General features: G+C 73.7%; 21 protein-coding genes and 2 pseudogenes. 7 read left to right on the top strand and 16 right to left on the bottom strand.

The genetic code is table 11. The features are described from left to right. Nucleotides 1-102 precede the first annotated feature (102 nt). Nucleotides 103-1,050 (top strand): methionyl-tRNA formyltransferase, encoded by a 948-nt coding sequence (locus tag E6U81_RS00450; protein WP_136228019.1) that lies wholly within the window; start codon nt 103-105, stop codon nt 1,048-1,050. 48 nt (nt 1,051-1,098) lie between these two features. On the opposite strand, the pseudogene E6U81_RS00445 reads toward E6U81_RS00450, so the two are convergent. The 6 genes and pseudogenes from E6U81_RS00445 to aceA all read right to left on the bottom strand — a co-directional run. Then, nucleotides 1,099-1,254, bottom strand: a pseudogene (locus E6U81_RS00445) (citrate/2-methylcitrate synthase); the annotation flags it as partial. A gap of 35 nt (nt 1,255-1,289) precedes the next feature. Further along, entirely contained in the window at nt 1,290-2,195 is a 906-nt protein-coding gene (gene prpB / locus E6U81_RS00440; protein WP_136228018.1) for a methylisocitrate lyase, read from the bottom strand. Then, nucleotides 2,195-2,500, bottom strand: a pseudogene (locus E6U81_RS00435) (MmgE/PrpD family protein); the annotation flags it as partial. The pseudogene E6U81_RS00435 and the gene prpB, both read right to left, overlap by 1 nt. Nucleotides 2,501-3,088: 588 nt before the next feature. Then, a complete protein-coding gene (locus E6U81_RS00430; protein WP_136228017.1) occupies nt 3,089-3,961 on the bottom strand; it encodes a 3-hydroxybutyryl-CoA dehydrogenase in 873 nt (290 codons plus the stop codon). Continuing rightward, on the bottom strand, nt 3,958-5,550 hold the full coding sequence (gene aceB / locus E6U81_RS00425) for a malate synthase A (RefSeq protein WP_136228016.1): 1,593 nt from the start codon (nt 5,548-5,550) through the stop codon (nt 3,958-3,960). The genes E6U81_RS00430 and aceB overlap by 4 nt, the downstream gene beginning before the upstream one ends. 111 nt (nt 5,551-5,661) lie before the next feature. After that, nucleotides 5,662-6,951, bottom strand: coding sequence for an isocitrate lyase (aceA, locus tag E6U81_RS00420; RefSeq protein WP_136228015.1), 1,290 nt, complete (start codon nt 6,949-6,951; stop codon nt 5,662-5,664). 388 nt (nt 6,952-7,339) lie between these two features. On the opposite strand from aceA, the gene E6U81_RS00415 reads away from it, so the two are divergent. The 5 genes from E6U81_RS00415 (at nt 7,340) to E6U81_RS00395 (ending at nt 12,453) form a co-directional block, all read left to right on the top strand. Continuing rightward, nucleotides 7,340-8,746 carry a short-chain fatty acyl-CoA regulator family protein gene (locus E6U81_RS00415; protein ID WP_136228014.1) on the top strand — a complete coding sequence of 469 codons (1,407 nt, stop codon included), beginning with the start codon at nt 7,340-7,342 and terminating at the stop codon, nt 8,744-8,746. A gap of 126 nt (nt 8,747-8,872) precedes the next feature. Next, complete coding sequence (locus tag E6U81_RS00410) at nt 8,873-9,148, top strand: hypothetical protein (RefSeq protein WP_136228013.1); 276 nt, start codon at nt 8,873-8,875, stop codon at nt 9,146-9,148. Beyond that, nucleotides 9,145-11,493: a heavy metal translocating P-type ATPase gene (locus tag E6U81_RS00405; protein WP_136228012.1), complete on the top strand. Its 2,349-nt coding sequence runs from the start codon at nt 9,145-9,147 to the stop codon at nt 11,491-11,493. Before E6U81_RS00410 ends, E6U81_RS00405 begins: the two co-directional genes overlap by 4 nt. After that, entirely contained in the window at nt 11,493-12,086 is a 594-nt protein-coding gene (locus E6U81_RS00400) for a copper chaperone PCu(A)C (RefSeq protein ID WP_136228011.1), read from the top strand. Before E6U81_RS00405 ends, E6U81_RS00400 begins: the two co-directional genes overlap by 1 nt. 124 nt (nt 12,087-12,210) lie before the next feature. Further along, a complete protein-coding gene (locus E6U81_RS00395) occupies nt 12,211-12,453 on the top strand; it encodes a DUF6296 family protein (RefSeq protein WP_136228010.1) in 243 nt (80 codons plus the stop codon). 115 nt (nt 12,454-12,568) lie between these two features. On the opposite strand, the gene E6U81_RS00390 is transcribed toward E6U81_RS00395, so the two are convergent. The 4 genes from E6U81_RS00390 to E6U81_RS00375 form a co-directional block, all read right to left on the bottom strand. Further along, a complete protein-coding gene (locus E6U81_RS00390) occupies nt 12,569-12,967 on the bottom strand; it encodes an ATP-binding protein (protein WP_136228009.1) in 399 nt (132 codons plus the stop codon). Between the two features lie 157 nt (nt 12,968-13,124). After that, nucleotides 13,125-14,627 (bottom strand): MFS transporter, encoded by a 1,503-nt coding sequence (locus E6U81_RS00385; protein WP_136228008.1) that lies wholly within the window; start codon nt 14,625-14,627, stop codon nt 13,125-13,127. Nucleotides 14,628-14,684: 57 nt separating this feature from the next. Then, nucleotides 14,685-15,086, bottom strand: coding sequence for a hypothetical protein (locus E6U81_RS00380; RefSeq protein ID WP_136228007.1), 402 nt, complete (start codon nt 15,084-15,086; stop codon nt 14,685-14,687). A gap of 42 nt (nt 15,087-15,128) precedes the next feature. Next, nucleotides 15,129-16,400, bottom strand: a complete 1,272-nt coding sequence (locus E6U81_RS00375; protein WP_136228006.1) for an amidohydrolase — start codon at nt 16,398-16,400, stop codon at nt 15,129-15,131. A 164-nt stretch (nt 16,401-16,564) separates the two neighbouring features. Between E6U81_RS00375 and E6U81_RS00370 the strand changes: the two genes are divergently transcribed. Then, the gene (locus E6U81_RS00370; protein WP_007268044.1) at nt 16,565-16,738 is read left to right on the top strand and encodes a thiazolylpeptide-type bacteriocin; all 174 of its coding nucleotides are present in this window, start codon (nt 16,565-16,567) and stop codon (nt 16,736-16,738) included. Nucleotides 16,739-16,812: 74 nt separating this feature from the next. On the opposite strand, the gene E6U81_RS00365 is transcribed toward E6U81_RS00370, so the two are convergent. Genes E6U81_RS00365 through E6U81_RS00340 form a run of 6 tightly spaced genes read right to left on the bottom strand, consistent with a single transcriptional unit; the run spans nt 16,813 to nt 25,483 of the window. After that, nucleotides 16,813-18,750 carry a TOMM precursor leader peptide-binding protein gene (locus E6U81_RS00365; protein ID WP_136228005.1) on the bottom strand — a complete coding sequence of 646 codons (1,938 nt, stop codon included), beginning with the start codon at nt 18,748-18,750 and terminating at the stop codon, nt 16,813-16,815. Beyond that, nucleotides 18,747-19,502, bottom strand: a complete 756-nt coding sequence (locus E6U81_RS00360; RefSeq protein ID WP_136228004.1) for an ABC transporter permease — start codon at nt 19,500-19,502, stop codon at nt 18,747-18,749. The genes E6U81_RS00365 and E6U81_RS00360 overlap by 4 nt, the downstream gene beginning before the upstream one ends. Then, nucleotides 19,499-20,482, bottom strand: coding sequence for an ABC transporter ATP-binding protein (locus tag E6U81_RS00355; protein WP_136228003.1), 984 nt, complete (start codon nt 20,480-20,482; stop codon nt 19,499-19,501). The genes E6U81_RS00360 and E6U81_RS00355 overlap by 4 nt, the downstream gene beginning before the upstream one ends. Nucleotides 20,483-20,535: 53 nt before the next feature. After that, nucleotides 20,536-21,636 carry a peptidase M50 gene (locus tag E6U81_RS00350; RefSeq protein WP_136228002.1) on the bottom strand — a complete coding sequence of 367 codons (1,101 nt, stop codon included), beginning with the start codon at nt 21,634-21,636 and terminating at the stop codon, nt 20,536-20,538. Then, nucleotides 21,633-22,718, bottom strand: coding sequence for a lantibiotic dehydratase C-terminal domain-containing protein (locus E6U81_RS00345; RefSeq protein ID WP_136228001.1), 1,086 nt, complete (start codon nt 22,716-22,718; stop codon nt 21,633-21,635). The genes E6U81_RS00350 and E6U81_RS00345 overlap by 4 nt, the downstream gene beginning before the upstream one ends. Beyond that, nucleotides 22,706-25,483 (bottom strand): lantibiotic dehydratase, encoded by a 2,778-nt coding sequence (locus tag E6U81_RS00340; protein ID WP_136228000.1) that lies wholly within the window; start codon nt 25,481-25,483, stop codon nt 22,706-22,708. Before E6U81_RS00340 ends, E6U81_RS00345 begins: the two co-directional genes overlap by 13 nt. Between the last annotated feature and the right edge of the window lie 2 nt (nt 25,484-25,485).

Raw genomic sequence — 25,485 nt, 5'->3', positions numbered from 1 at the left:
TCCGGGTGATCTTCAACTGCCCTGCAAATACGGGCCATTGCACGCTTAGGCAAGCCTTGCTTTACTCGACATGACCAACCCCCTGCGATGAGGAGGAACCCCATGCGGGTCGTCATGTTCGGTTACCAGACCTGGGGGCACCGCACCCTGCAAGCCCTCCTGGACTCCGAGCACGACGTGGTCCTGGTCGTGACGCACCCCAAGAGCGAGCACGTCTACGAGAAGATCTGGAGCGACTCCGTCGCCGACCTCGCCGAGGAGCACGGGGTACCGGTCCTGCTCCGCAACCGCCCCGACGACGACGAGCTGTTGGCGCGCCTCAAGGAGGCCGACCCCGACATCATCGTGGCCAACAACTGGCGGACCTGGCTCCCCCCGCGCGTCTTCAACCTCCCGCGCCACGGCACCCTGAACGTGCACGACTCGCTGCTGCCGAAGTACGCCGGCTTCTCGCCCCTGATCTGGGCGCTGATCAACGGCGAGACCGAAGTGGGCGTCACCGCGCACATGATGAACGACGAGCTCGACGCCGGCGACATCGTGCGGCAGGAGGCCGTACCGGTGGGGCCGAAGGACACCGCGACCGACCTCTTCCACCGCACCGTCGACCTCATCGCGCCGGTCACGGTCGGCGCGCTCGACCTCATCGCCTCCGGGCAGCGGGAGTTCGTCCGCCAGGACCGCTCGCAGGCCAGCTTCTTCCACAAGCGCTCCGTCGAGGACAGCCGCATCGACTGGACCTGGTCCGCGCAGGAGCTTGACCGCCTGGTCCGCGCCCAGTCCGAGCCGTACCCCAGCGCCTTCACCTTCCACCGGGGCAGGCGGATCGAGGTGCTGGCCGCGTTCGTGTCGGAGGGACGCTACGGCGGCACGCCCGGCCGCGTCTTCTACCGCGAGGGCGACGGCGTGGTGATCGTCGCGGGCGCCGACGCCCGCTACGGCCGCAGCCACGGACTGGCCATCACCCGGGTGCGGACCGAGGACGGCCGCGAGCTGCCGGCGGCCGAGTACTTCACCTCCATGGGCGGGTACCTGACCGCGCGCCCCTGAGCGCCCGCTCCCCCGTCGCGCCGCCGCCCGCGTGCGGCCGGGCTCCGCTCAGCAGGCCGGCGGCACCGGGACCGGGCGCCGGCGGGGCCCGTCGTACGAGGCCAGCGGGCGGATCAGGGCGTTGCGGGCGAGCTGTTCGGTGATGTGGGCGGTCCAGCCCGTGACCCGGCTCATCACGAAGATCGGCGTGAACGCGGGGATGTCGGGGGCGGTACGGGTCACGTCGGGCCTCCGGTGGGTCAGGTCCCGGGCGGGAGGGTGAAGTCGAAGACGGCCGAGTCGAAGGCCGCGTACTGCTCGTAGCCGAGTACCTCGTACAGTCGTGAGCGGCTCTGCATCCGCTCCAGCAGCGGTTCCTGGGTGCCTTCGGCGGCGAGGGTGCGCAGGCCGTCCTCGACGGCGCCCATGGCCAGCCGGAAGAGGGTGACCGGGTAGAGGGCGATGTTGTAGCCGAGGTCCTCCAGGGTGCGGGTGTCCAGGAGGGGGCCCTTGCCGAACTCGGTCATGTTGGCGAGCAGGGGTACGTCGACCGCGTTGCGGAACGCCTCGAACTCGGCCTCGTCGGCGAGGGCTTCGGGAAAGATCGCGTCGGCCCCGGCGTCCACGTACGCCTTGGCCCGTCCGATCGCGGCGTCGAGCCCTTCCACAACGCGCGCGTCGGTGCGGGCCATCAGCAGGAAGTCGGGGTCCCGGCGGGCGTCCACGGCGGCGCGCAGGCGGCGGGTCATCTCCTCGCGCGGCACGACGCGCTTGCCGTCGAGGTGGCCGCAGCGCTTGGGGTTGACCTGGTCCTCCAGGTGGAGTCCGGCCAGGCCGGCGTCCTCCATCAGCTGGAGGGTGCGGGCGGCGTTCATCGGCTCGCCGAAACCGGTGTCGGCGTCGACGAGCGCGGGCAGGTCGGTGACGCGGGTGATCTGCCGGGCCCGGTCCGCGATCTCCGTCGCGGTGGTGAGGCCGATGTCGGGCAGGCCCAGGTCCGCGGCGAGGACGGCGCCGGAGAGGTAGACGGCGTCGAAGCCGGCGTCCTGGATCAGCCGGGCCGAGTACGGGTTCACGGCGCCGGGGATCCGCAGCAGGCGTCCCGAGGCGAGCGCCTCCCGGAAGGTGCGCCGCCGGTCCCCCGGCGTGGTGCGGGTGTGCAGCATCAGAACAGGCCCTTCGGGAGGGTGGCGTCGTACGCGGCGACCGCCGCGGTGTCCACGGCGGGGAAGAGGCCGTCCAGGCCGGCGGCGTCCAGGTCAGCGAGCCGGGTCGCCGTCTCCAGGAAGCGGTCCGCCTCCGCGGTGCCGACCACGCCTTCGGTGAGGGTGCGGAACTTGGCCGTGTAGCCGGACCGGTCGAACCGGGCGGCGCCGGCCGGGTGGGCGTCGGCGACGGCCAGCTCGTCCTCGACCACCGAGCCGTCCCTCAGGGTGATGACCGCGCGTGCGCCGAAGGCCCGGCGGTGCGGACGCAGCAGTGAGGTGACGGCGACCGAGGCGTTGTCGGTGATCCGGTTGACGGCCGTCGCGGCCGCCTCGGGGTCGAGGGCCGGGGCCTCCTGGGTACCGGTGGCGACGGTGGCGAGCTTCCAGGCGAGCTGTTCCTCGCGGGGCAGCCGGGCGGCGCTGGGGTGCACACGGACGTGGTGCTCGATCATCGAACTCCTCGTGGTGCGGGCGGTGGCGATGCGTAGGAATCTGTACCGAGCCTGCCCGTGCGCAACACGTCGGACCACCGCTCCACGCTGCGGAATCCGTACAGCGCCGGCGTGTGGATCTGTGAAATTCTGCGGATTCTGCGGATGGTATGTTCGCTGGCCTGTCGCTCCCGCGGGCGGCGGCAGGACGGAAGGCGGGCGGCCGCCTCCGTCGACCCCGACCGCCGCACGTACGTCCCCTACCCGGTGGACACCCCCGCCGGCTGAGGCCCACCGGCCGGCCGCGCGGGCCGCGGGCGCCGGGCGGAAGCGCCGTGGGGTGCGGCGGACACCACTGCGCCGCACCCCCGCTCACCGCACGCTGCCGGGCCCCTCAGCCCGGCGGCGGACCAGGGTCCCTCATCGGCCCTGGTCGTACGTGTGGAACCCGCGGCCGCTCTTGCGGCCCAGCAGTCCCGCCTGCACCATCCGCGACAGCAGCGGGGGCGGGGCGTAGAGGGGTTCCTTGAACTCGTCGTAGAGGGATTCCGCGATGGCGGCGACGGTGTCCAGGCCGATCAGGTCGGCGAGCCTGAGCGGTCCCATCGGGTGGGCGCAGCCCAGTTCCATGCCCGCGTCGACGTCGGGCGCGGTGGCGAAGCCGGACTCGGTCATGCGGATCGCCGAGAGGAGGTACGGGACCAGCAGGGCGTTGACGACGAAGCCGGCCCGGTCGGTGGAATGGACGACGGTCTTGCCCAGTGCGTCGCGGGCGAAGGCCTCCACCGCCTCGACGGTCTCCCGGGAGGTGTGGAGCGAGGAGACGACCTCCACGAGGGGGAGCACGGGGACGGGATTGAAGAAGTGCAGTCCCACGACCCGGTCGGCGCGGCCCGTGGCCATGCCCAGGCGCATGACCGGCAGGGAGGAGGTGTTGGTGGCGAGGACCGCCGCCGGATCTTCGACGATCTTGTCGAGGGCCGCGAAGGTCTCCGTCTTGACCCCGGCGTTCTCCGTGACGGCCTCGATGACCAGCTGCCGGTCGCCGAGTTCGTCGAGGCTGCCGGAGAAGACGAGCCTCGCGAGGGCGTCCTCGGCGGAGATCCGGTCCAGTTTGCCGCGCTGGACGGCTCGTTCGAGGGACACGGCGACCCGTTCGCGGGCCGCCAGGGCGGTGGTGGCGTCTGCCTCGCAGACGACGGTGTCGAGACCGGCGCGGGCGCAGACCTCGGCGATGCCGGCGCCCATCTGCCCGCCCCCCACGATGCCGACCCGGCGGATCGGGGCGGTCACGACGCCGCCCCCGCCCGGCGGACCAGGTGACGGCTGTAGGCGTCGGAGGTGAAGAAGGGCGGCAGGTCCCGTTCGAGAGCGGTCCGCTCCAGGACGGCCCGGGCCTGCGGCACCAGGGCGCCCGGCTGCTCCGCGGCGAACGCGGCGCACTCCTGGTCGAGGACGGCGAGCAGGTCCTCACGGGCCACGGTGCGGTGGCGCAGCCACTGCCACAGCTGGACCCGGGCGATCTCGGCGGTGGCGGCGTCCTCCATCAGCCCGTGCAGGGCCACGGCCCCGTGACCGCGCAGCCAGGCCTCGAAGTACCGCAGGGCGACGGTGACGTTGGCGCGGACGCCCTCCGGGGTGGGCGGGCCGCCGATCCGGCGGACCGCGAGCAGGTCCGCGGCGGCGACGTCGACGTCGTCGCGGGTACGGTCGAGCTGGTGCGGGCGGTCGCCGAGCACGAGGTCGAAGACCTGCCGGCAGACGGGGACCAGGCCGGGGTGGGCGACCCAGGAGCCGTCGAAGCCGTCCTCGGCCTCCCGTTCCTTGTCCAGCCGCACCTTCGCCAGGGCCGCCCCGTTGGCCTCGGGATCCTTGCTGGGGACGTGGGCGGCCATGCCGCCGATGGCGTGGGCGCCGCGCTTGTGGCAGGTCCTGACGAGCAGTTCGGTGTAGGCCCGCATGAAGGGGGCGGTCATGGTGACCTTCGCGCGGTCGGGGAGCTGGAAGTCGGTGCGGTGGCCGAAGGTCTTGATCAGGCTGAAGAGGTAGTCCCAACGCCCGGCGTTGAGCCCGGCGCTGTGCTCGCGCAGGGCGTGGAGGATCTCCTCCATCTCGAAAGCGGCGGTGATCGTCTCGATGAGGACCGTGGCGCGCACGGTGCCGCGCGCAATGCCGAGGAGCTCCTGGGCGAGGACGAAGACGTCGTTCCAGAGCCTGGCCTCCAGCGCGTTCTCCAGCTTGGGGAGGTAGAAGTACGGGCCGTGGCCGGCGTCGATCTGCCGCTGCGCGCAGTGGAAGAAGTAGAGGCCGAAGTCGACCAGCGAGGCGGAGACCGGGCGGCCCCCCACCCGCAGGTGCTCCTCCAGCAGGTGCCAGCCGCGGGGGCGGACCATGATGGTCGCCAGGTCCGTGCCGAGGCGGTATGACTTGCCGTCCCCGGTGGTGAAGTCGATGCGCCGCTCGATCGCGTCGAGCAGGTTGAGCTGGCCGCCGACGACGTTGTCCCAGGTGGGTGCGGTGGCGTCCTCGAAGTCGGCCATCCAGACGCGGGCGCCGGAGTTGAGCGCGTTGACCGTCATCCGCCGGTCGGGCGGGCCGGTGATCTCGACGCGGCGGTCGGTCAGGCCGGGGGCCGGGGGCGCCACCCGCCAGTCGGGGTCGGCCCGGACGGCGGCCGTGGCGATCGAGAAGTCCAGCGGGGTGCCCGAGACCAGGCGGTCCTTCCGGCGGCGCCGCTCCTTGAGGATCTCCAGCCGGCGGGGCTCGAAGGCCGCGTCGAGCCGGCCGATGAACTCCAGGGCCTCGGGGGTGAGGATCTCGCCGTGGCGTTCGCCCGGTGCCGCGAGGACCAGGACCCGGTGCGTGGTTGCGGTGGTGGACATGCGGTCTCCTGACGGAGGCGGGACGGGAGCGGAGGACGGGGAGCGCGGGGCCGGGGGCCGCAGCGGGGAGCCGGGAGCGGGAGCCGGGGGTCTTCCGGCTCCCGGGACCGGCTAGTGGAACTGCTCCTCCTCGGTGGAGCCGGCGAGGGCGGTGGTGGAGGAGGCGGGGTTGACGGCGGTGGAGACCAGGTCGAAGTAGCCGGTGCCGACCTCCCGCTGGTGCTTGACCGCGGTGAACCCGTGCTGCTGGGCGGCGAACTCGCGCTCCTGGAGGTCGACGTAGGCCGTCATGCCGTGGTCGGCGTAGCCGCGGGCCAGGTCGAACATGCCGTGGTTGAGGGAGTGGAAGCCGGCCAGGGTGATGAACTGGAACTTGTAGCCCATGGCGCCGAGTTCGCGCTGGAACTTGGCGATCTGGTCGTCGTCGAGGGCGGCCTTCCAGTTGAAGGAGGGCGAGCAGTTGTAGGCCAGCATCTTCCCGGGGAACTCCGCGTGGAGGGCCTCGGCGAACTCGCGGGCCTGGGCGAGGTCCGGGGTGCCGGTCTCCACCCAGATGAGGTCGGCGTACGGGGCGTAGGCGAGGCCGCGGGCGATGACGGGGGCCATGCCGTTCTCGACCCGGTAGAAGCCCTCCGCCGTGCGCTCCCCGGTGGCGAAGCGCGCGTCCCGCTCGTCGACGTCGCTCGTCAGCAGGTTGGCGGCCAGCGCGTCCGTCCGGGCGATGACCAGGGTCGGGGTGTCCGCGATGTCGGCGGCGAGTCGGGCCGCGTTGAGGGTGCGGACGTGCTGCGAGGTCGGAACGAGGACCTTGCCGCCGAGGTGGCCGCACTTCTTCTCGGAGGCGAGCTGGTCCTCGTAGTGGATGCCGGCCGCGCCCGCAGCGATCATCGCCTTGGTCAGCTCGAAGGCGTTGAGCGGGCCGCCGAAGCCGGCCTCGGCGTCCGCGACGATCGGCGCCAGCCAGTCCGTCGTGTCGCTGCCGCCCTCCGCGGTGGCGATCTGGTCGGCGCGCAGCAGGGCGTTGTTGATGCGGCGCACCACCTGCGGGACGGAGTTGACCGGGTACAGGCTCTGGTCGGGGTAGGTGTGGCCGGCCTGGTTGGCGTCGGCGGCCACCTGCCAGCCGGAGAGGTAGATCGCCTGGAGGCCCGCACGGACCTGCTGCACGGCCTGTCCGCCGGTCAGCGCGCCGAGGGCGTGGACGTAGTCCAGCTCGTGGAGCTGGCGCCACAGCCGCTCGGCGCCGCGCCGGGCCAGGGTGTGCTCCTCCCGGACGCTGCCGGAGAGCCGCACCACGTCCTCGGCCGTGTAGGTGCGCTCGATGCCCGCCCATCGCGGGTCGCGGGCCCAGCGCTGCTCGAGCTGCTGTGCCGCTGCCGTGGTCGCCTTCGCCTCTGCCATGACCGTCACCGTCTCCGTGAGTCGCTTGATCTGCCAATGCTGTTGCCGGGCGCGGCAGAGCATGGGCACTGTGTGCCTGGATCTTGGGTCGCGGCCGCCGGACCCCACCGTGGGTGGAGCTGAGCAATGCGCCGGGCGGTCACGTCCGGACTGCCGGGATCTCCGACATCAGGGCGTGAATCGTGTCCCGACCGTCCGTCTCGACCGCCGGGGTCCGGCGGGCCGCAGGACGACTCTGGCACTGGCACCCAGTGCCATCAAGGAGTGCCGTTTGCCAAGTTCTGCGAATCTTCCGGCCCCCTTTTGCCACGTTTGCAAAGGTCGACGGCAGCACGATCGGGCGTAGTCTGGAGCCCGGCCGAGGGGCCGCACCAGGGGAGGACTGCGGGTGGGCAAGACGTACGCGGGGGCGCGCCTGCGGCGGCTGCGCGAGGAGCGCCGGATGAGCCAGGCGGAACTGGCCAGGGTCCTCGCCATCTCGCCCAGCTACCTCAACCAGATGGAGCACGACTCGCGCCCGCTCACCGTCCCGGTGCTGCTCCGGCTGACCGAGGCCTTCGGCGTCGACCCCGGCTTCTTCTCCGAGCGCGACACCGGCCGGCTCGTGGCCGACCTGCGCGAGGCCCTCGCCGGGGAGGTCGCCGAGGCCCGCGTCTCCCCCTCCGACCTGGCCGAGCTGGCCCAGCGGATGCCGGCCGTCGCGTCCGTGCTGCTGGACCTGGGCCGGCGCAGCCAACTCCTCGCGGAGCGGCTCGCGGAGACGGCGGACGGCAGGGACGGCGCCGGCGGCGCGGCGCCGCGCTCGCCCCACGAGGAGATCCGCGAGTTCTTCTACCGGAGGCAGAACTACCTCCACGACACCGACCTGGCCGCCGAGGGCCTGGCCCGGGAGATCGGCGTCCGGCAAGGCGACGTGCTCCGCGTGCTGTCGGACCGCCTCGCCGGCCGGCACGGGATCCGGCTCGCGGCCGGATCCGAGCGCCTCCACCACTTCGACGCGCAGGCGCGGGTCCTGCACCTGTCCGGGCGACTGCGGCCGGGCCAGCAGGCGTTCCGGATGGCCACCCAGCTCGCCCTGCTGGAGTACGGCGCGGAACTGGACCGGCTGGCGGCCGAGGACTTCCCTCAGGAGTCCCCCGCCCACGGCCTGGCCCGGATCGGCATCGCGAACTACTTCGCGGCCGCGCTGATCCTCCCGTACGGCGCCTTCCACACAGCCGCCGAGGAGTTCCGGTACGACATCGAGCGGCTCACCGACCACTTCGGTCTCGGCTACGAGACCGTCTGCCACCGCCTCAGCACCCTCCAACGCCCCAGGCTGCGCGGGGTTCCCTTCTCCTTCGTACGGGTCGACCGGGCGGGGAACATGTCCAAGCGGCAGTCCGCCACCGGATTCCACTTCTCCCGCGCGGGCGGCACCTGCCCGCTGTGGAACGTCTACGAGGCCTTCGTCGCGCCCGGCCGCATCCACGTCCAGGTCGCCGCCATGCCCGACGGGCAGCGGTACCTGTGGACCGCGCGCGCCGTGACCCGACACCGCGGCGGCTGGGGCGAACCCGGCAAGACCTTCGCGATCGGCCTCGGCTGCGAGATCCGGCACGCCTCCCGACTGGTCTACTCCGACGGCCTCGACCTCGACAACGTCTCCGCCGCCACGCCCATCGGCATGGGCTGCCGCCTGTGCGAACGGCTCGACTGCCCCCAGCGGGCGGTCCCGCCGCTCGGCCGCGCCCTGGCCGTCGACGAGAACAGCAGCACCTTCGTCCCCTACCCCGTGGTCCCCGAGAAGGGCTGAACCCCGGAGACCGTCGGAAGATCCGCCGGGAATCCGCGGGAACCGGGCGGGGACGGCATCCGACCACCTGCGCGGAACCGGCGGGGCGTCGACCCCGTGAGCGAATCCTCGGATCAGGGAATGTCGATGACCGAAGAACAGCAGTCCGCAGTCCAGGCGCCCTCGTCCACGGGGCGGTGGGGCCCTCCCCCGGCGCTGACCGGCTTCGTGGTTCTGCTCCTGGCGGTGTTCGCCCTCGCGTACGGCGTCGGGTCGGCGGCCGGTCCGGTCGCGCCCGGCATGCGCAGCACCGTCGGCGACGCCGGTCCCGCGGAGCCGGGCGGCGGCATGGGCGGCATGAACGGCGGTATGAACGGCGGCATGGGCGGCGGCATGGGCGGCATGAACGGCGGCGGTCGATGACGGCCGAGGGCGGCACGGTCGCCGGGGTGACCACCGACCTCGTCGTACGCGGCATGACCTGTGCGGCGTGCGTGAACCGGGTGGAGAAACGGCTGTCCCGGATCGACGGGGTGACGGCCTCGGTGAACCTGGCCACCGGAAGGGCCCGCGTCCACCACCCGGCGGACGTCACGGCCGAGGAACTCCTGGCGGCCGTCGAAAAGGCCGGGTACGAGACGGAGTTGGTGCCGCCGCCCGTGCCGCGAACCGCACGGCGGGCCACGACCGGCCCCGCCGGTCCGCCCGATCCGCCCGATCCGTCCGATCCGGACAACCCGGATGATCCGACGGGTCCGACGCGGGAGGAGGCCCGCAAGGACCGCGAACGCCTGCTGATCACCGCCCTGCTCTGCCTGCCGGTCCTCGTCCTGTCGATGGTCCCCGCCCTGCAGTTCCGCAACTGGCAGTGGCTGTGCCTCGTACTGGCCGCCCCCGTGGTCGTCTGGAGCGCCTGGCCCTTCCACCTGAAGGCGGCCCGCGGGCTGCGCCACTCGTCGGCCACCATGGACACCCTCGTCTCGCTCGGCGTCATCGCGTCCTTCGCCTGGTCCCTGTACGCGCTGTTCCTCGGCGGCGCGGGCGATCCCGGCATGCGGATGCCGTTCAGCCTCCTCCCCTCGGCCGGGACGGAGGTCGCGCACGTCTACCTCGAGGCGGCGGTCGCCGTCCCCCTCTTCGTACTGACCGGCCGCCATCTGGAGGCGCGGGCCCGGCGCGGCACGGGTGCGGCACTGCGCTCCCTGGCCGGTCTGGCCGCCAAGGACGTCACCGTGCGCGAGGACGGCAGGGAGCGGCTGCTGCCCATAGAGGAGCTGGTACCGGGCCAGGGGTTCGTCGTCCGGCCCGGGGAGCGGGTCGCCACCGACGGCGTCGTGGTCTCGGGCAGTTCGGCCCTGGACCTGTCACTGATCACCGGCGAGAGCGATCCCGTCGAGGTGGGCCCCGGCCGGGCGGTGGTGGGCGGCGCCGTCAACATGGGCGGGCTGCTCCTCGTACAGGCCACGGCGGTCGGCGCCGACACCCGGCTGGCCCGGATCACTCACCTGGTCACCGAGGCCCAGGCGGGCAAGGCACGGGCGCAGCGGCTGGCCGACAAGGTGGCGGGCGTCTTCGTCCCGGCCGTCCTGTCCCTGGCGGTCACCGTGCTCGGCTTCTGGCTGGGCGCCGGGGCCGATCCCCAGGCGGCGGTCACGGCTGCCGTCGCGATCCTCGTCGTGGCCTGCCCGTGCGCGCTGGGCCTGGCCACCCCCACCGCACTCATGGCCGCGACCGGCCGTGGCGCCCGCCTCGGCATCCTGGTGAAGGGGCCGCAGTCGCTGGAGGCCCTGCGGCACGTCGACGTGATCGTCCTGGACAAGACCGGCACCCTCACCACGGGCCACATGTCCGTCGTGCAGGTCACGGAGACCGCCGGCGGGATCGGCCTCGACGCGGCCGTCCGGCTGGCCGGGGCGGTGGAGCAGGGCTCCGAGCACCCGCTGGGCCGCGCTGTCGTCTCGTACGCGCAGCGAGCCGCGGCCCGGGGCCCGCTGCCGGGGGTCGCCGGCTTCCTGGCCGTCCCCGGCAGCGGTGTCACGGGCATCGTGGAGGGCCGCAGGGTGGAGGTGCGCACTCCGGGCGACGGCCTGCCCGCGTCGCTGGCGCAGGCGCTGGCCGAGGCGGAGGCCGCCGCGCTCACCCCGGTCCTGGTCCGGGTGGACGGCTTCGACGAGGCGCTCATCGCGCTGGGCGACGTGCTGCGGCCCGGCAGCTACCGGGCGGTCGACCGGCTGCGGCGCCTCGGCGTGGAGCCGGTCCTGGCCACCGGCGACCGGGAGGCCACCGCGCGGGCGGTCGCCCGCGAGCTCGGCATCACCGAGGTCCACGCCCACTGCAGCCCGGAGGGCAAGGCCGCGCTGGTACGGGAGTTGCGGGGCGGGGGCCGCCGGGTGGCCGTGATCGGCGACGGGGTCAACGACGCCGCGGCCCTGGCCGAGGCGGACCTCGGGATCGCCATGGGCAGCGGCACGGACGTGGCCATCGGGGCCGCCGACGTGACCCTCGTACGGGGTGACATCGAGGCGGTCGCCGACGCGGTCCGCCTGGCCCGCCGCACCCTGGCGACGATCCGGCTCAACCTGGTCTGGGCGTTCGGCTACAACGCGGTGACGGTCCCCCTGGCGGCCGTGGGCCTGCTGGGCCCGATGCTCGCCGCGGCCGCGATGTCCGCCAGCTCGGTCCTCGTGGTGGCCAACAGCCTGCGCCTGCGCAGCTGGCAGCCCGCGCCGAGGCGCCCGGGCTCCCCCGTCGGAAAGGCTTCGCGTTGATGGACGACCTCGTGCGGAAGGTGAACCGGTCGGTGGGCAGGACGGTGCGGCGGACGGTGGGCCGTGCCGCGGCCCGGACGGTGAAGGCGGCAGCGGAATTCCGCGGGCCGGGCCGCCGGAGCCTGCGCGACGGGCTGCTCGCGACCCTGGTTCCCGTAATGGCCTGCATGGCGATGCTGGTGGCGCTGACGGCCTGGACCAAGGCGGGGGCCGCGGGCACGCCGGCGCGGATCGACGTCGGCGTGGGGCAGGTCTTCCTCCCCTACGCCGGCAGGGAGCGCACCGCGGCCTTCTTCCGGATCGCCAACACCGGCGGATCCGACGACCAGCTGGTCTCGGTGACCTCGCCGGCCGCGGACGAGATCATGCTGAACCGGCACGAGCGCGTCGGCGAGGGCGGCGACGCGATGCGCGCCGTCGCCTCGGCGAACATCCCGGCCGGGTCCGTCGTGTACATGACGCCGAGCACCCTGGACCTGATGGTTCGGGTGAAGACCCGCCGGCAGGTGGGGGACGCCATCCCGTTCGTCCTGCACTTCCGCCGCAGCGGCCCGGTGGCGGCGGTGGCGTTCGTGGTGCGCCCCCGCAGCTGACCCGGCCGGGGCCCGCCCGCCCCCGGCTCCGGCCAGGACAGGGCGGCGGGCCGGGCTTAGCGTGGCAGGTGGCACGTCGGCCACCCGCCGGCGAACGGCGGACGTCACGGCAGGAGGGTCGGCCATGGGCACGGTGCACGAGGACGCGGAAGCCTACGAGGTGGTCTTCGCGGCCGCGGACGGGGTCGGGGAGGACGTCGTCCGGATGACCCGCACCAGCGCGGCGGGACCGGGTGGCCACCCGGTCTACGAGGACGCCTCCGGCATCGTCCGGGCGGAGATCAGCAGCGGCGGCGAGGTACGGGTGCTGGCGACGAGCGGAGGCCAGCAGCCGGCCCGGGTGCTGCGGGCCCGGGCGGTGACCTGACATACGCCCGCAATCGCAGCCGGTACCGCGTTGCGCCGTCCGGCCTACGCCGGCCACCGCATCGCGTGATTCCTCGCCCGCTTCGCCGCACCGCCGTGCGGCGCCGTCACGGCCGTCAGCACGGGACGCGGACGTGGATCGTCTTCCCTCCCGCCGCGTGGTGGCGGATCCCGACGTCGGTCCCCAGCCGGTTGACCAGGTGCCACCCCCAGCCGCCCTCGCCGCGCCGGCAGGGCGGCCGGGCCTGCGGCTCCGCACTGCTGGTGTCCGTGACCTCGATGTCGATCCCGTCCGACGCGAGGCGGACCTCCAGCATGCAGCCGCCGCGCGTATGGCGGACGGCGTTGGTGACGAGCTCGCTGATCAGCAGGAGCGCCGTGTCCAGCGCGAGGGGCGGGGGGAGCCCGTCGTCGTCCTCCTCCGTTCCGGCGAGGTGGGACCGGGCAGCGCGCCTGGCCTGCGCCGCGGCGCTCCGGCCGTGCAGGTCGAGGTGCAGCATCAGCTGGAGAGGCATGGACCCGCTCTCCTGAAACCATAGAGGATCTTCGCATTCCCGGACATCTCCGGTGTTGCGCTTGTGGTGTGCGCCTGCCCGGCCGGTCCGCCTTCACGCATACGGAACACCTACGGAACACCTCCGGACCCCTGCGTACGCACCCGAGCACGGTGCGTCATCGCTTCGGAGCCGGTTCGGCGGCCTGCGCGGACAGCGGGGTGGCGATGTCCTCCAGGGAGCGGCCCTCCGCCGCGACCGCGTAGAAGACGGCGACCAGGCCGGCCGCCACCATCAGCCCGGCACCGATGGAGAAGGCGAGGACCGCGTCGGAGACCACGCCGCTGGAGGTGAGCCCGGCGAAGATCAGCGGTCCGGAGATGCCGCCGGCCGCCGTGCCGATGGCGTAGAAGAAGGCGATCGACATCGCGCGGGTCTCCATCGGGAAGATCTCGCTGACGGTCAGGTACGCCGAACTCGCCCCGGCGGACGCGAAGAAGAGCACCACGCACCAGCAGGCGGTCATGGTCACGGCGGACAGCCGCCCGGCGCCGAAGAGCCATGCGGTCGCGAAGAGCAGCACGCCGGAGAGGATGTAGGTGCCCGCGATCATCGGCCGTCGGCCGAGCGTGTCGAACAGCCGGCCCAGGAAGAGCGGGCCGAGGAAGTTCCCGAAGGCCACGACGGCGAAGTAGTAGCCGGTCACGGAGCTGGAGACGTCGAAGAACGTGACCAGGATGGATCCGAAGCCGAAGGTGATCGCGTTGTAGAGGAAGGCCTGCCCGACGAAGAGGGACAGCCCGAGCGCGGCCCGGCGCGGGTAGGTGCGGAACACCGTCCGTGCGATCTCGCCGAAGCCGATGCTGCGCCGCACGGTGATGGTGATGGCCCGGTCGGGCTCGGGCAGCGGCCGTCCCGTCTCCGCCTCCACGCGGCGTTCGACGTCCGCGACCAGGTCCTCGGCCTCCTGTGTCCGGCCGTGGATGAACATCCAGCGCGGGCTCTCCGGTACGTGGCGCCGTACGAGCAGGATGACCAGGCCGAGAACGACCCCGAGGGCGAACGTCAGCCGCCAGCCCACCGACGGCGCGAAGAGCTCGGTGTTGAGGGCGACCACCGACAGCAGGGCTCCGGCGACGGCGCCGAGCCAGAAGCTGCCGTTGATGATCAGGTCGACGCGGCCGCGGTACTTGCTCGGGATCAGCTCGTCGATCGCCGAGTTGATGGCCGCGTACTCGCCCCCGATGCCGAAGCCGGTCAAGAAGCGGAAGAGGAAGAACCACCAGGCGGAGAAGGACAATGCGGTCAGGGCCGTCGCCCCGAGGTAGACGGCCAGCGTGATCAGGAAGAGCTTCTTGCGGCCGAAGAGATCGGTGAGCCGCCCGAAGAACAGGGCGCCGGAGCACGCGCCCGCCACGTAGAGCGCGGCCGCGAGACCTGTGACTTGGGCGTCGGTGATGGACAGGCCGCTGCCGTCCTCGGAGAGGCGGCTGGCGATGCTGCCGACGACGGTGACCTCCAGGCCGTCCAGGATCCAGACGGTGCCGAGCCCGATCACGATCATCCAGTGCCAGCGCGACCAGGGCAGCCGGTCCAATCGGGCGGGCACCTTCGTGGTGACGGTTTCCGCGGCCGGCCCCGAGGCCGATCCCGTGCTCGCCGACGCTCCTGTCCCGGACATGCCGGTCGTCTGCCCCCGCCGATCACGGCCAAACGAGTCCGTGCGGCAGCCGCCGGGCTATTCGGACGCGGCGAGGCGGGTCCTCTCCGACTCGTGCCGGGCGATCTGGAGTCCGACGGTGCCCACGGTGCAGTGGTGGAGGCCGACGGCTGCGAGGGGGAGCGAGAGCAGCAGCCAGGCAACGCTGTCGGCCACGTCCCGTTCGGCGGCGCACCGCGCGCCTTCGAGGTCGGCGTAGCTGCGCTTGCGGCCGGATTCGCCCGGGTCGTAGAAGACCCGCGAGGCACACTCCCGCCCGCTGCCGCTCCTGCCGTCGTCGAGGGTGAAGGGGACCAGCAGCAGGTATCCGACCCAGAGCCAGATGGCACCCGTGGCGATCAGGAGGAAGACTCCCACGGACTGCTTGCGGGAGGCCCGTTCCCGGAAGTCCTTCTCGTACACCTGCACCAGTGATGTCATGGGGCGAACCTAACCCACGGGGCCGGAGCCCCCGTGACCGGTTCACCGGGGGCCGAGCCGGGCCAACGCGGCGGCGGTCAGGGCGCGGACGGCGGCCGGCAGGGCGCCGCGGGCGTCCGGGGCGAAGTCCGGGGCGTGGTTGGCGGGGAGGGCCGCCATCTTCTCGGCCGCCGTCGAACCCGGGGCGCGGGACCAGGCGGCCGGGCCGGCCGTTCCCAGCATCCAGTAGCCCAGCCTGATGCCCCGCTCTCCGTGCACGTCCAGGCCGGCGTCGCCGAAGAGCGCGAAGTCCTCCGTCGCGAGCGAGGGCGGCCACATCACCACCCGCTCCGCCCCGAACTCGGCGGTGTGGGCCTGCCGTACGGCCGCCGTCAGCGCCGGATCCGGGTGGGTGACCGGGGAGTCGGAGAGCCGGACGATCTCCGGGTCCCGGGGGCAGGCCGCGGCGGCGCACTCCGCGCGCACGATCCGCTCCACGGCCGCGGCCGCCCGGGCCAGCGAGGCCTCGCTCACGGCCCGTACGGTGAGGGCCAGTTCGGCCCGGTCCGGGATCACGTTCGCCCGGTCCCCCGCCCTGAACGAGCCCACGGTCACCGCCACCTGGTCCGCCGGTGCCGCCTCCCGCGCCACCACCGTCTGGAGCCTGGTCACCACATGCGCGGCCGCCACCACCGGGTCCACGGCGAGGTGCGGGGCGCCCGCGTGCCCGCCACGGCCGTGCACCACCACCCGGAAAGTGACGCTGCCCGCCGTCATGGGCCCGTACCCGTGGGCGACCATCCCCGCCGGCAGCGGCGCCGCGTGCTGGGCCAGGACGTCGTCGGGCCGCCCGCACCGCCGGTAGAGGCCGTCGGCGAGCATCGCCCTGGCCCCTTCCAGCGTCTCCTCGGCCGGCTGCCCGGCCACGACGAGGGTGCCGCGCCAGGCCTGGGGCGCCCGCGCGAGCAGCAGGGCCGTGCCCGCCGCCGCGGCCAGGTGCAGATCGTGCCCGCAGGCGTGGGCCGCCTCGCCGTCGGCCGCGTACGGCAGTCCGGTCGTCTCCCGGACCGGCAGGGCGTCGAGTTCGGCCCGCAGCAGGACGGTGGGCCCGTCCCCGTTGCGCAGCACCCCGGCCACGCCGTGCCCGCCGATGCCCCGCGTGGTCGCGTACCCCGCCGCCTCCAGCCGGGCGGCGAAGCGGTCCGCCGTACGCCGCTCCTCCCCCGACAGCTCCGGGTCGCGGTGCAGTTCCAGGTAGAAGGTCGTCAGGTCGCGCAGGTGCGTGCCGAGTCGGGCGAGCGGCGCTGCGGGTGGTTCGGGGGCGTGGCCGGTCATGGAGCCATGATCGGGCGGCGGCCGGGAGGGGTCACGGCAGGGCGCTGACACGTCGTGACAGAGGAGTGTCAGCGGTACGGGGGGTCCGGTGACGGCGGCACCCGCTCTGATGGGTGCACGGCACGGCGCGCCCCGCCGCCGTCCCCTCACCAGAAGGAGTCACCATGGAGAAGTCCCCCCTCGCCTCGCTCGCGGACGAGATCCTGGAGCTGGAGTCCGAGACCTTCGAGATCTCCGACTACTCGGACGCCAGCGAGGTCGTGCTCGCGGGTTCCACGAGCTGCAGCTCCACCTCGACCTGTTCCTCGACCACCAGCACCACCTCCTGCTCCGCCTGACCCCTCGGGCCGCGGACACCCGGATGCCCCGGACCCCCACGTGCGGGGACCGGGGCATCCCCCGTCCGTGGCCGCTACGGGAAGGGGTGCGGGACCCTGCGGAGGTCGGCGTCGGCGAGGTCGGCCGTCCGCAGCCCCGCCCGCCGTGGCGCGGTGCGCAGCCGCGGCAGGTGGGGGGCGCGCTGCCTGGCCCAGCCGAAGTCGATCGGCAGGAGCCCCGGCACCACGGCGCAGACGGTGTGCAGTCCGATGCGCCGCTGCTCCGGGGTGGTCTGGTCGACGGCGATGACGTCGTGGCCGGCGCGCACCAACTCGTCCACGACGCACCTCAGGTCGTCGCGGAGGTCGCCGGTGCCGGGCCGTCCGCGGTCCGTCCAGGTCCGGTAGGCCTCGTCCATGCGGCGCACGGCGAGCGGCTCCCGGTAGGACCGCACGTGCTCGGCCATCGCCGGCAGCCCGTACAGCTGGGCGTGGTCCTTCAGGTGCAGCACCTTTCCGAAATCGGCTGCCATCGCCTCCAGTTCGCCGCGCCGTTCCTCGACCTGGCGGGGCAGGTGCGGGATGTAGGTGAGCACTTCCGACAGGGCGGCCTCCACCGCAGCCGCCGGGTCGAGCGCGGCGCCGGCGCCGAAGGAGAACAGTCCGGGGCCGCCGTCGCGCCGGACCGCGAGCCCGGTGACGACCGGGACCGCCAGGTCGACGCGGTTGTCGAAGGCGTGCACGTCGTAGCCCTGGAGCGCGGCCCGGTCGGCCATCGTGCGCACCGCGGTGCCCGGCACGCTCGCCAGGTCGATCTCGGCGAGCCGCAGTCCGCCGTACCAGGCGAGCAGGAACGCGTCCCGCTCCACGAGTTCGAGCAGTGCGCCGAGCAGCGCCTCCTCCGGGCAGCTGCCGATGGCGCAGCCGTTGGAGCACTCGAAGACGAAGTTGTCGGCGGCGACGCCGGCGCTGTAGTGCACCAGCCGGGCCGGGACCAGGACGGGCCGGTCGTCGCGCAGGGAGTGGCCGTACACCCACGGGATGGGCCGCTCGGGGTCGAAGGGGGACACGAGCGGGTCGTCGCGGTAGGTCTCGGGCGGGTAGAAGCCGCATTCGGCCGGGTCCAGCGCCCGCTCGCCCAGTTCCGCGTAACTGGCGGAGAGCAGGGTGCTCCCGGTGCGGCGGTGGGTGCCGGCGTAGCGTTCCAGCCCTTCCAGGTGGGCCAGGTCGCGGCTGGCGGCGAAGCTGTTGGCCTGCCCGCTCCACGTGACGTCCGTCAGCCCCGCGTACCCGCGCATGAAGACGCTCCCCGCGACCGGGGCGGTGGTGGGCGAGGTGACGTTCAGCCAGGTCCCGCCGCCGAGCACCCCGGTCACCGGGTTGGCCAGCGCCGCGTACGGCATCGGGTACGAGGAGGCGGCGCGCAGCCGCTGCGCCCCGGGGGCGGGTTTGGGCCTGGAGGCGGGTGCGAAGGGCCGCGGCGCGTCGGTGCCCCGCGGGCCGCAGTCGGGGCACAGCGGGTCGGCCAGCAGCGGGTACGTCCGGATGCGCAGCGTCTCCAGGTCCAGCCGGGACACCTGGGGCAGGGCCCGGTCGGCGTGCGCCCCGGCGGGCGCGGTGACCCGGCCGCCGTGGACGGCCTCGTGCAGCGCGTGCACCGCGTCGTGCGCGTACGGGGACAGCCGCGGCCATTCGGGGCCGGTGGGCGTGCCCGGCCGGATGCCGGTCTCCAGCGCGTCGCGCTCGCTGCGGCTGCGCAGCCGCTGGCGGCGCATGGCCAGGCACTGGCCGCACGCCGGTGCGCTGCCGTCGCCGCCCCACGGGCCGACGAGCACCTCCCGCGCGGTGAGGTGGACGGTGGCCCGCGGCCGGACCTCGGCGAACGGGTCGGCGGCGCGCTGTCCCAGGGCGTCGTGCACGCCGAGGGTCACCACGACGGCGCCGAGCGGCTCCAGCGTTCGGGCCAGGTGCCGTCGGGCGGCTTCGAGGGGCGTTTCGTCGGGGGCGGGCGGACGTGGCGGGCTCGTCGTCATGTCCGGTTGCTCCAGCGGAAGGTCTTGAGCCCGATCGCGCCGAAGACGACGGCGAAGCCGAGGAGCGCCGCGCAGCCGGTGCCGATGGCGGCGAGGGATCCGGTACCGGTGAGCGCACCGGTCGCGGCGTCGTTGAGGTAGCGCAGCGGCAGGACGCGGGAGACCGACTGCAGCCACGCCGGCATCATGTCGAGCGGCAGGAACGAGCCGGACAGGAACGCCATCGGCACCATCAGGCAGTTGGCGATGGCGGCGACGGCCTCCGGGGTGTTCGCGTAGGTGCCGACGATCACGCCGATGGCGAGGAAGGCGGTGATGCCCAGCACCAGGGCGGGCAGTACGAGCGGCCAGCGGCCGTCCAGGACCAGGCCGAAGCCGGGGAGCATGGCCACCGCCACGAACACCGCCGCCTGCACCACGCCCACGGCCAGCGCCAGTACGTACCGCGAGGCGAGCACGGTCGTCAGCGGGGTGGGCGTCAGCCGGATCAGCCTCAGCAGGTCGTCGCGCCGCCACTGCATGAGGGTGAAGGCGATGCCGAAGACGGCCGCGTTGGCGACGCCCCAGGACATCACGCCCGGCGCGATGTAGGAGATGTAGGGGCGGCCGGTCTCCTCGACGTCCTGCCCGCTGAAGATGAGGCCGAAGACGACCAGGAAGAGCAGCGGGAAGGCGAAGGTGAAGAAGAGGGTGGCCTTGTCCCGGACCTGGGCCCGGTAGCCGGCGGCGGTCAGGGCCGTGTACGCGCTCATGCCTGGTGCTCCGTCTGCGTGTGGGGGCCGGCCTGCGGGCCGATGTGCGCGGCGCCCGCGTCTGCGGCGCCGGTGAGTTCGAGGTAGACGTCCTCCAGCGTGGCCGTGCGGGTCATGACCCCGTCCAGCCCGGTGAGGGCGTCCACGGCCTGGAGCACCTTGCCGGGCGTCGCGGTCTCCAGGACGAGGGAGCCGCCCTGGAGGACGGCGCGGTCCACGCCGGGCAGCGCCGCGGCCTCCTCGACGGCGAGCCGGCCGGCGGGCAGCAGCAGGCGCGAGGGGGCGCCGGCCGCGGTGACCAGGCGGTGCGGCGAGTCGAGGGCGGCGATCCGGCCGCCGACGAGGATCGCCACGCGGTCGCACAGCGCCTCGGCCTCGTCGAGGTGGTGGGTGGTGTAGACGATCGTGCGGCCCTGGCTCTTGAGGGCGCGCAGCACCTCCCACAGGTCGCGCCGGGCCTGCGGGTCCAGGGCGGCCGTCGGCTCGTCGAGGAAGATCAGCTCCGGTTCGTGGACAAGTGCGGAGGCGATGGCCAGGCGCTGGCGCTGGCCGCCGGAGAGGTTCTCCACCAGGACGTCGCGCTGTTCGGTCAGCCCGACGCTCTCCAGGGTGCGGTCCGCGGCCGCCGGGTCGCGGCGGTACAGGCCGGCGACGGTTGCGAGGTGCTCGCGCGCGCTCTGCCGTACGAAGAAGGCCGAGGCCTGGGTCTGTACGCCCATGCGGGGCAGGAGTGCGGTGTTGCGGGGCCAGGGGCTCTGGCCGAGGACGGTGACCGTGCCGCCGTCTGCCTGACGCAGCCCCTCCATGATCTCGATGAGGGTGGTCTTGCCCGCTCCGTTGGGGCCGAGGAGCCCGAAGAACTCGCCGCGGCGCACGTCGAGGGAGACCCCGTCCACCGCCCTGCGGTCGCCGTAGCGTTTGTGGACGTCCTGGACGGCGATGGCCGGGGAGTCGGGCGGCTGGGTGCTGTCTGTCGTCATGGGTCGTGCGTCCCTTGTGTGTCTGTCGTGCGGTGTGTTCGGGCTGGGTGGGTTCAGGTGGTGGCGGCGTACCAGACGGCTCCCGTGAGGCCGGCCGCCAGCAGCAGGACGAGGACGGCGGAGCCGATGCCGTATCCGGCGTAGAGCCTCCTGGCGTGCGGCGGGTACGCGGCGGCGGCCGTCCGGTCGCGCATCCGAAGCCGGAGATACCCCGAACTGGCGGGTGCCAGCCGGGTGACGCGCAGACCGTGGCCGAGCATCGTGTAGCCGTCCAGCGGGGGCAGCGGGATCAGGTTGACGAGGGCCTGGGCACTGCCGAGGAGCAGCAGCGCGGCGAGCGTGCGCCGGGTGGGGTCGTCGCCCGCGGGCAGCGCCGCCCACCAGAGGCAGAACGGCAGCAGGAACAGCAGGTTGGCGAAGGCGCCCGCGGCGGCGACCGCCAGCTGGTGCCGGCGCCGCGCCAGGAAGCGGTAGTTGTCGACCGTGCAGTACATGATGGCCACGGGCAGCCGCCAGCGCAGCCCGATCTCGCCCACGGTCCCGCCGACGTGGCGGGCGGCCACCCCGTGCGCGAACTCGTGCAGGGCCGTGCTCAGCCACAGGAGGGTGGCCACGGCCAGCAGCGGCACCGGATGGCGCAGCAGCCACCGCAGGGCCGCGGCGAGTTCGCCGAAGGACGCGGCGAGCACGGTCTCCATGGCGAGGCAGCCCAGCAGCAGGAAGCCGAGCACCGCCGGGTGCAGGAGCGGGCGCAGTGCGCGGTGCAGCCGGGCCGTCGTGGCGTCGGCGTCGGCGACCAGCCGCAGGGTGCCGCTGAGCAGGCCGCCCCGGAGCGGCGGGCCGGACGGGGCGGGCGCGGGCGGCGGCGGACCGCCGGCGAGCAGCCGCCGGCTGCCGAGGAGGGCCAGCAGCTGCTGCCAGTTGCCCTCGCCGAGCCGCCGGCCGAAGGCCCGCCCGTACTCGGTGCCGATCTCCGCCAGGCTGCGGGTGCCGTCCAGCCGTGAGACGAGGAAGTGTTCCTTGGGTCCGATCTCGAACGAGGCTCCGGACACCGGGTCCTTGACCAGGTGGACGGTCGCCGGCCCGTCGAGGAGCGGCGGGGACAGCAGGACGTCGGGCCGCAGGGCGGGCCGGTGGTCCAGCAGCCCGCTCATGTGGCGACCGCCGTACCGTCGGCCGGGACCTCGCCCTCGCGCAGCACCCGCCCCAGCAGGTGTGCCAGGTAGGCCTCGTCGCGGATGGTGACGTGCAGCCGGTTGTTGGTCATGTGCATGTACGGGGAGAGCAGCAGGGGCAGGGCCTGCGCGGGATCCGTCACCCGTTCGTCGCGGGTGCCGTCCCAGGAGCGGAAGACCAGGTCGCCGGCGACGGACAGTGCCTCGGCGCGCTCGCGCAGCTCCTGGCAGTGCTGCGCCCACCCGGCGAGGAAGGCGGGGAGCCGGCCGGTCTCCCCGGAGGCGAGCGCGGCGCGCACGGCGGCGAAGCGGCGGCCGAGCCCGGGAGCGGTCTGCCCGTAGGTGCGGTCGTACTCCTCGGACCCGATGAACCCGGTGCCGGGAAAGGCCCGGTGCCAGAAGTCGTAGTAGCGGTCGAGGTATTGGGCGAGTTCGTCCCGGTCGGGCAGGAAGACGCCCGCCATGACCATCATCAACTGGGCGGAGGTGCCCAGCAGGACGGTGCGCAGGTGCAGGTTCATGCGGTGCAGCGCGTCGATGACGAGATCGCTCGAACGGGCGAAATGCCATTCGGCGAGTTCGATGCCGGCGGGGCCGCCGTACTTTCCGTACTCGGGCTCGTACGGCTCGCGGGAGCAGGAATTGTTCGGCCGCAGGTTCATCCGGCCGTCGGGTCCCATGAAGGCGCCCCGGTCGCCCTCCGGGAACTCGATGTCGAACAGCGTGTTGTAGAAATCGTTGAGGAATCCCGAGTCGACCTCGTAGAGGGCCGGACGGGCCGCCAGGAAGGCCGCCACGGCTTCCTCGGCGCGGCGCCGCACCTCGGGTTCCGCCTCCGGTGTGGCGGGGCGCAGCCGCAGCCGGACGTGCGGCCCCTCCAGCCAGTAGTTGATGAAGAAGTGACCGGCGAGCAGTCCGTCGGCGGTGAGTGCGGAGATCAGCGGCCGGACGCACTGCACCAGCAGGGGCTGGGGGTTGGCGGCGTAGAAGATGTGCAGGGCCTGCCAGGCGCCGCGGGTGTCGGCGCGGGCGCCGGTGGTGGACGGGGTCATCTCGGACATCGCGTGCCGCCTTCCTGGTCTTCCGGGTCTTCCGGGTCTTCCGGGTCTGCTTCGTGTCGGACGGTGGTGGTGAAGGTCTCGACGGCCAGCTCGGCGACGTGCGCGCCGCGCGCCGAGTGCACGTGCAGGCCTCCGGGGTCGGGGAGCATCTCCCGGAAGACGACCCGGTGGGCCGGGTCGCGCAGCAGGGTCTCGAAGGCCGCGAGCGACATCAGGCTCGCGAAGTCGACGTAGCTCGGTTTCGCCCCGGCCGCCGACGGGCCGGCCGACACGGTCGCGAACACCTGCTCCGGCAGGCCGTGGGTGCGGCGCCAGCGCTGCCAGTCGAGGAAGTGCCCGGCCTCCTGCGCCCCCCGGACGGGCAGGTCGCCGGCGGTGGTGGTCCAGCTGCGGCGGCTCAGCACGACGTCCCCGTGGACCACCCTGGGCCGGGCGGTCACGTTGTCGTGCGCGGCGCCCTCCGGCACGCCCGCCCACACGTCGAGCGGTGACATCGACGACGGGGACAGCAGCAGGAGCGTGCGCGGGACGGCGGGGAGCGCGAGGGGCACCAGGTAGCCGAGGTAGACGGGGATCACCTCGCGGCCCAGGCGGCGCGAACGCAGCACCACGCGCCCGGTGGCCGGCACGTGTTCGGCGTACAGGTCGTCCAGGTGCAGCCGGTGCTCCGGCGGGAGGGTGCCGCTCTCCCCGGGGCAGACGATCTCGTGGCCGGTCAGCCGGCCGTGCAGGTTGAGGTTGGTGGTGACCGGGCCGCCGGTGACCTCGGCGAGGACCGCTCCGGGCGGGGTGATCCGGTGGGCCGTGGCCCGCAGGGCGTCGGAGAGGTCCGTGCCCGCCCCGTCGTACGCGTGGGTGAAGCGGCTGAAGGGGAAGGACAGTCCGCCGTACGAGCGGTTCAGCACGGTCAGCGGGGTGCCGTCGGCGGGGTCGCGGCCGAGCTGGAGGTGGTGGCAGCGCGGCGCGAACCGCGGCGCGATCGTGCCCAGTTCGTCCGTGACGGCCGCGAGGTCCCCTTCACCGAGGCGCAGGACGGCGGCCGTGTCACGGCCGTTCGTGTCCTCGTACGCCGTCCAGGCCTCCCGCATCCGGCCGATGAAGGTGCGGCGCGCCGCGTCCAGGGCGCGGATGCCCGGCAGGCCCAGCCAGTTCTCCTCCGGGACGTACGCGCCGTGCTCGTCGAAGGGCTTTCGCCGGGCGGCGAACGACAGGTACTGGTCGAAGAAGTCCTCGTGGAAGTCGTGGACCAGCCCCAGGACGTCCTCGCAGCGGCCGCCGGCCCCGTACCGGGCGGTGAAGAACCCCTCGAAGGTGATCCGCTGGGCCAGCGTGAGGTCGAAGGCGGGCAGGATCCGCTCGACCGACCGCAGCGCGGTCCAGTCGCGCGGCGGGCAGGGCAGCTCGCGGCCGGCGCTCACGTCCTCGTACAGCAGGGTCTGCGGCAGGGCCGCGTCGGGTGCGCCGAGCTCCTCCTGGGCGCGGCGCAGGCCGCTGCGCAGCACCCGCAGCAGGTCGGCGCGTTCCGCGTGCCCGGCGGCCGGGTAGCCGGCCAGGGCGGCGGCGGGCGCTTCGAGCAGGGCGGCGAGCCGGTCGGCCCAGGGCCGCTCCAGCGAGCTCAGTGCCTGCCGGAAGGAGCGCAGCGGGTCGCTGCTGTGGACTTCGGTGTCGAGGCGGGGCACGTGCACCATGCCGAGCTGGAGGAGGGCGGAGACGTACGCCTCGCACTCCTCGGGGCCGGCGGCGTGCTCGGCCGCGAGCCAGTCGGTCAGTTCCCGGTGGCGCAGCTCGGGGCGTTCGGCGAACAGGCCGAGGAGCCGCTCCAGGGTGCCGCTGCGGCGCAGGTAGAACAGCCGGTCCTTGGCCGCGTCGAAGGTGACGGCGGCCGCGTCGTCGCCCGCCGTGACCGAGCGCCGTACATAGCGGATCCGGTCGTCCTCGTGTCCCCAGCCGGAGGCCAGGCGCAGCGGCAGGTCGCGGCGGCGCTCCGGGTCGGCCAGGATCAGCTCGGCGAGCCGGGCGAGGACGACGACGTTGAGCCGTACGTGGCTGCTCCACGCGTCGGACACCGCCACCCCGTCCGGCGCGCCCTCGCCTGCGGTGCCGGTGAAGCGTCCGGTGGCCACGGCGGTGAGGGTGCTGAACGGGCTCGTCTTGCAGGCCGTGCGGTACACGTACGACAGGACCGACCGTTCGGCCTTGCGGGCCCGCCCGTTCGGCACTCCGCCGGCGCGGGCGTATCCGTCGAGCTGCCCTTCGAGTACGGGTGAGGCCAGCAGGAGGCCGTTGCGCAGCCGCTCGTCGCCGACCAGGGCGCGCAGCGCGGTCCGGTTGCGGGCCAGGTCGGCGGTGAGCAGGGGCGGCCCCTCGGCCAGCAGTTTGTCCAGCAGGCGGCGCCGGTGCAGCCAGCCGGCGAGCTGCTCGGCGGCGGCCTCGTCCACGGCGGCGACCGCTTCGACGGCGGTCTCGGTGGAGGCGTCGGGCCGGGCGGGCAGCCGGTCGTTGTGGATCTGGCGGCGCAGCCGGAGCAGGGCGCGGCGCTGGGCCGCGCCCGGGCCGTCCGGCGCCGGGTCGGTGGCGCCGACGGCCGCATGCAGTACGTCTCCCAGCCGTTCGGCGCCCCGGCGCAGGCCGCTCTCGGCGCTGAGGACGTCCTCGGCCCAGCGGCGGGTGCCGTCGGCGCGCAGGGCGTCAACCGCGGACAGCGGGAGCCCCGCGACGCGCAGCATGAAGCGTTCGCCCGCTCGCCACTCGGTGGTGTTCGTCATTG

The organism is Streptomyces sp. A0592 (assembly GCF_004795115.1).
In the GTDB taxonomy this organism is placed as follows: domain Bacteria; phylum Actinomycetota; class Actinomycetes; order Streptomycetales; family Streptomycetaceae; genus Streptomyces; species Streptomyces erythrochromogenes.
This window is presented reverse-complemented; position numbering and strand designations above follow the sequence as displayed.